The sequence below is a fragment of the Chamaesiphon polymorphus CCALA 037 genome (assembly GCF_003003845.1).
In the GTDB taxonomy this organism is placed as follows: domain Bacteria; phylum Cyanobacteriota; class Cyanobacteriia; order Cyanobacteriales; family Chamaesiphonaceae; genus Chamaesiphon; species Chamaesiphon polymorphus.
In genome coordinates this window covers 1-5,932 of sequence record NZ_PVWO01000368.1, presented here as the reverse complement: position 1 = coordinate 5,932, position 5,932 = coordinate 1, and the positions used below count along the sequence as shown (strand labels likewise).

The 5,932-nt window shown below is 42.2% G+C and carries 5 protein-coding genes; 4 read left to right on the top strand and 1 reads right to left on the bottom strand.

Going from position 1 to position 5,932, the window contains the following annotated elements:
• From C7B77_RS21910 to C7B77_RS21895, 4 genes are all read left to right on the top strand, one after another.
• Positions 1–1,524, top strand: a 1,524-nt coding sequence (locus tag C7B77_RS21910) for a MutS-related protein (protein WP_425430842.1), incomplete at its 5' end; no start/stop codon positions are given.
• Between the two features lie 104 nt (positions 1,525–1,628).
• Complete coding sequence (locus C7B77_RS21905) at positions 1,629–2,039, top strand: RusA family crossover junction endodeoxyribonuclease (protein ID WP_106309859.1); 411 nt, start codon at positions 1,629–1,631, stop codon at positions 2,037–2,039.
• The gene (locus tag C7B77_RS21900) at positions 2,036–2,698 is read left to right on the top strand and encodes a hypothetical protein (RefSeq protein WP_106309855.1); all 663 of its coding nucleotides are present in this window, start codon (positions 2,036–2,038) and stop codon (positions 2,696–2,698) included. The genes C7B77_RS21905 and C7B77_RS21900 overlap by 4 nt, the downstream gene beginning before the upstream one ends.
• Before the next feature lie 361 nt (positions 2,699–3,059).
• Positions 3,060–5,036 carry a M48 family metallopeptidase gene (locus tag C7B77_RS21895; protein WP_106309852.1) on the top strand — a complete coding sequence of 659 codons (1,977 nt, stop codon included), beginning with the start codon at positions 3,060–3,062 and terminating at the stop codon, positions 5,034–5,036.
• A 19-nt stretch (positions 5,037–5,055) separates the two neighbouring features.
• Here the strand turns inward: C7B77_RS21895 and C7B77_RS21890 are convergent.
• Positions 5,056–5,932, bottom strand: an 877-nt coding sequence (locus C7B77_RS21890) for a TIGR03936 family radical SAM-associated protein (RefSeq protein ID WP_146138444.1), incomplete at its 5' end; no start/stop codon positions are given.

Below are 5,932 nucleotides of genomic sequence, written 5' to 3'. Positions count from 1 at the left end.
CGCGACGGTCATTTGCAAGGTTCGCTATTATGGGCGTTAGAAAAAACCTGCACCGCCATGGGCGGACGCGCTTTGCGGCGGTGGGTACTCCAACCCCTACTCGATATTCACTCGATTACCAAACGCCAAGATACGATCCAAGAACTCGTCGAACATACCTTCCTCCGGCAAGATCTCCAACAACTGCTCAAACAGATCTACGACATCGAACGCCTGACTGGTAAAGCTGCATCCGGACGTGCCAACGCCCGCGATTTAGTCGCCCTCGCCGACTCCTTCCTCAAATTGCCAGAACTAGCAAATATCGCCAGTCAAGGCAAAGCCCCCTTCCTGAAAATCCTCCACCACGTCCCCGCCGAACTCGAAGCATTAGGCCAAAAAATCGCCGCGCATTTAGTCGAACACCCGCCCCAACACCTCAAAGAAGGCGGCTTAATTCGATCGGGCATCAATCCCCAACTCGACGAACTCCGCGCCTTAGCCGCTGAAGATCATCAATGGATTGCCAATCTCGAAGTCATCGAGCGAGACCGCACGGGAATAGCCAATTTAAAAGTTGGTTTTAACAAAACTTTCGGTTATTATATCAGCATTTCTCGCCTCAAAGCCGACCAAGTACCAGGCGACTACATTCGCAAACAAACCCTCACCAACGAAGAAGTTGCCGCCCACACCGAGCAAATCCGCACGATCGCCCGCAGCATCTCCGCGATCGACGTTCTGTGCGGTTTAGCCGAAATTGCCGCCACTCAAGGCTACTGTCGCCCTCAAATGGTACCGAGTCGGGAAATCCACATTACCGACGGTCGCCATCCAGTAGTCGAAAAAGCCCTACTAGCCGGATTTTTCGTCCCTAATTCCACCCAATTAGGGCAAGCCGAACATATCACCGCCAATGTCGAACATCCCGATTTAATTATCCTCACCGGGCCGAATGCCAGCGGCAAAAGTTGTTATTTACGGCAACTCGGATTAATTCAAATCATGGCGCAAATCGGTAGTTTTACCCCCGCCACCGCCGCTACGTTGGGAATATGCGATCGGATCTTTACCCGCGTCGGCGCAGTAGACGACCTCGCCACCGGACAATCGACCTTCATGGTAGAAATGAATGAAACTGCCAATATTCTCAACCATGCCACTCCCAATTCCCTCGTATTATTAGACGAAATCGGACGCGGAACGGCCACATTTGACGGACTTTCGATCGCCTGGGCAGTTGCCGAATATTTAGCTGCCGAAATTCGATCGCGCACGATTTTTGCCACCCACTATCACGAACTCAACGAACTCGCCTCGATCTTGCCGAACGTAGCAAATTATCAAGTCACAGTCAAAGAATTACCCGACCAAATTATCTTCCTTCACCAAGTCCAACCTGGCGGAGCGAGTAAATCTTACGGTATCGAAGCCGGACGATTGGCAGGGTTACCGCCGACGGTAATCAGTCGCGCGCGTCAGGTGATGTCACAAATTGAGGAGCATAGTAAAATCGCTTTGGGACTAAGAGAATCGATGTCATGAAGATCCTAACGAGCTGTTTCAGCTTGTTCCCAAAGCTACAGATAGACAATCCATTGCAATCGTATTTATATGTATCTCGAACTTAATCCAAACAGCGATCTTTCATGAGCACTCTTTTATTTGAGATGCTCATACCAAAAAGACCAGTATCACACCAGGCAAAGAATCGTGAAAACTTGCAGGCTTGGAAAGATTATGTGTACGGTAGGGCAAGAATTGAGTGGATTGGGGGAACTCCGATCGTAACGCCAGGTTTACGGTTGATGTTAGTTTATTTATGTGATGATTCCCCTGCTGATATAGACAATATTATTAAGCCAATCCAAGATGCTCTGGTAGGTGTTGTTTATGCAGATGACTCACTTGTTTCTGATGTCGATAGTCATCGGAGATTCCTCTCGGATGCAATAGACATCACAAATCTACCATCATTACTAGTTACAGGTGTTACATTAGGAGAAGAATGCATTTACATACGTGTTAGCTTGGCAGAAAACTTAGAGGCATATATATGAATAATGTAACTCAGTCTTTGTACGAACAAAAAATTCAGTCCACCGCTCAAGAATTAATAGATAGTGGTTACAAAGTATCGATCGAACCAGCTAGCTCAGATTTACCCTTTGATTTGGGTAGCTACCGCCCAAACTTAATTGCCACTAAAGATAATGAGGGGCTAATTTTGGAGGTAAAAACTACTTCAAATCGTTTGTCTATAGATCGATTCCAATCGATCGCCGAACAAATTGCCACCCATAATGGATGGCGATTTCTCTTAATAACTCTCGACGATACAAGCGATAGTATTTTACCTTCAAGCGAACGAGATCTGCCATCTTGGGACGAACTAAAAACTCGCTTATCTAAGCTAGAAATACTGATTCAAAATTCATTGTTTGAGCCGTCAATCCTATTCTTATCGAGTATTCTTGAGGCAACACTAAGAAAAAGATCGATCGAGCAGAATATTCCGATTTGGAGATTGCCTGAGAAAAATTTGCTAAATCATCTTTTTTCAAGCGGAGAGATTTCCATGTCTGATTTCGATATCTTTAAAAAATGTTTAGAGCTTAGAAACAAAGTAGCTCATGGATTGGCAACATCAATCGATCCTAATCTATTAAGCTCTGCTAATGTGTCAGTCGAAAATTTAGTTACAACATGGAGCTTATAGAATTGCTCGATCGTAAATTTGAAAAAAAGAGTAAAATTGCTAGCTAAAATAATTAAAGATCGCTAACAGTCGATCGAGACTAAAGCCTTGTATTAACTACTAAATAAGCTATTAAATCTCGATCGGCTGGCGAGAATGAATGTTGCATATCAATTCGCCTGTACTATTTTCCTGGATAAAGCTCGATCGAATTATGGGGTAGTTAAGATAATAAATGTCTGACTGGGTATGCTAATTGCAAGTATAGCAATCCTACGCGAGTAGCTTAACCATCAAGGTTTGACACAAGGCAATTCTAATAATTTGAATCGTCACGATAGGCTCTCGCCGGATCGATATATCATCAACAACGTATGAGTCTATGCCGATACCTTCAACCCGCTCGGAAACATTAATCAAAAAACTAGAAATACTAGCACGCAAAAATCCACAAGCATACAGAATTCAAATAGCTATATTAATTGGATTGGGGTATTGCTATATAGCTTTACCTGCTATCTTGGTGTGCTTATACGTCTATCATTTGTACACAATATTTAATTCGATCGGTAGACCATTTTCAAATTTACTAGCGAGCTTTCTATTGCCAACACTAAGCATCTTAACTTGCTTTTTATCGATTTCGTTATTTAATATCTTTTTCGTTAAAATTCCTCCGCCACAGGGAGTTGTTCTAGACTTAAATAAGAGAGAGAACTCTCGCATCAAAGACATTTTACAAGATGTCTCTAAAAAAGTTGGCTCTGTCGAAATAGATAGTGTTGTCATGACAGCAGATGTAAATGCTGCCGTTATCCAAATTCCTAAATTTGGAATGTTCGGCAAAAAGCAAAACTTCTTAATAGTTGGATTGCCATTAATGCTGTCATTAAGCAGCGAACAGTTCAAAGCTGTCTTAGCTCATGAGTTTGCTCACTTGTCTACCAACGAACTAAGTTTAAATAACTGGCTGTATCGTCTAGTCACAAATTATAAATATCTCCAAGAAAATGCACTCAAAGATAACAAAGTCGATCTATATCTAGGGCTATTTTTAAAATGGTATGTACCGTTGATAGATATACATTCATTTGTCTTGCGTCGAGTCAATGAATATGAGGCAGATCGCCTAGCTGCAAATATTACTGGAACTAAAAATTTCGCTATTGCGTTGGTTTCAATTGAAATAGTTCAGCAATTTTTAAACAAAAAATTTTGGCCTGGTATCTATAAAAATCGAGGAATGCAGCCAGAACCTCCAGCCAATATTTTTGAGCTAATGGAAAAATCGATCGCGATAGAATGCGATCCTACCGATCTACAGCGATGGCTTAAATATAGCTTAAACAAGCAAACTAATCTATCTGATACGCATCCTTGTTTAGCAGATAGATTATTAGCACTAGGCTATCGAGAGGATGCTATTAAAGAGATAGTTTCATGTTTAAAGTTTCATAATAGTTCGGCTCGCCTATGTCTCGGAAACTCTTATTACTATATACTTTCTCAATTAAATCAAGCTTGGATTGACGATGAATTATATAATTGGGAGCTAAATTATGCGCGTACTCAAAAATCACAGCAATCGGTAAATCACCTGGTAGAGAAGTCAGAAAATGATTCACTAACGGTAGATGAACTGTGGCGACTGGCAACTAGAAAAATAGAACTAGGAGAACAGGATAGTGCCATAATTATCTTTTATCAAATATTAGAACGCAATCCCAACCATGCCAAAACAAACCTTTCATTAGGAACTATTCTCCTAGATACGAATAATACAGATGGTATTAATTACTTAGAGAGAGCAATGCAGCTCGATCCAGGAACAATTCCGGAAGCAATTACCATCCTCAATCATTTTGGCGATCGAGCACCAGATGTTGCTGAATCAGATCGGTACAAAAATCTGATAAGTGATTATTATATTCATGGTGTGAATAGTTTGAGCAAAGCCTACAGTAAGTCCATCTCGCGCGATCTTAATAACAAACATCAGCTAAATCGAGACACAACCGAGCTAATAACTCATAATTTAATTGAGCTTCCAGAAATCCAACATTTATACGCAGTTAGAAAAGTGAGATCGGACGATTTATTAGAACATCGAGTTTTGGCAACGTACAGTTTTAAAGATCGATTAAAACTTGTTGACAATGAAGATATTGAGAAAATGTATATCGCACTCGAACGAGCGATCGAGCCGCTTGGATTAGTTACGATCCATTTATTTCGACAGGATGGTTACTGTGAATGCAATCCGATAATTGAAAAACTGAGATCGATACCTGGAACTTGTATTTACAACCGTAAAAAAACACTAGCCATTATCGCAGAGCGTAATGAGCGCGAAAATTAAGCTGACAGTACTCGCTGCTCTAGTTATTGGAAATATTACTTAATATTAATCTCGATCGAACAATACTCATTAACTGCAACTCCACCCCCGAAACCTGTTCTAACATAAATACCATCTGTTCTGGACGCAATAAAGTCCCATCATTTGCACAACTACCCACATATCGCAACTCCACATCCTTCTCCCCTGCAACTTTCAGCAACTCTAATTCATATAATCGATCGCGTAAATTTATTTGTGTATTCTTACCAGATTTAGACTTTTTGTTCTGAATAATTTCTTGATTAGCCAACACCGCAGCGATCCAAGTTTCCCACTGAGGAAGCATTTCACTAGCAGATGACACAGTAATCAGATATTCCGCTTTAGTTATTAACGCCGATGCAGCAGGTTGTTTGAGATCGACGGATTCTACCCGATAGATCGGAATATCTGCGGGTAATTGCGCTGATAATTTAGTGTGAAATTCTGACTCATCCATGATGCTGGTGAGTTCAAAATCGGCGATTTCTCCGGTGCTTGTCGAGCCTAATGGTAAGGCATTAGCAATCATAATCCGGGGGGCGGGATGGAAGCCGCCACTATAGGTTACGGGAATACTGGCGCGGCGGATGGCTCGATCGAATAATTTGGCTAAATCTAAATGCCCGACTAAGGACATTTTGCCAATTTTGCCGAACCAGACACGGATGCGCTGTACTTTGTCAGTATTGGGGGTAAAGTGTCCCGTAAATTCGGGAATCGGTAGGGGTGGGACGATGACATTGTGCCCGAAATCGGTGCCACAGACGCCGCAATGGGAGCAACCATCAAACGAGCAGTCGGGGACGATACCAGCGGCCAGGGCGCGTTCTAGGTCGTCTTGGAGCCACTTTTTATCGATGCCCGTGTCGAGG

Coding starts and splice junctions, on each gene's coding strand:
- C7B77_RS21900 (WP_106309855.1), top strand. CDS start 2,036: ATGAATAATGTAACTCAGTCTTTGTACGAACAAAAAATTCAGTCCACC.
- C7B77_RS21895 (WP_106309852.1), top strand. CDS start 3,060: ATGCCGATACCTTCAACCCGCTCGGAAACATTAATCAAAAAACTAGAA.
- C7B77_RS21905 (WP_106309859.1), top strand. CDS start 1,629: ATGAGCACTCTTTTATTTGAGATGCTCATACCAAAAAGACCAGTATCA.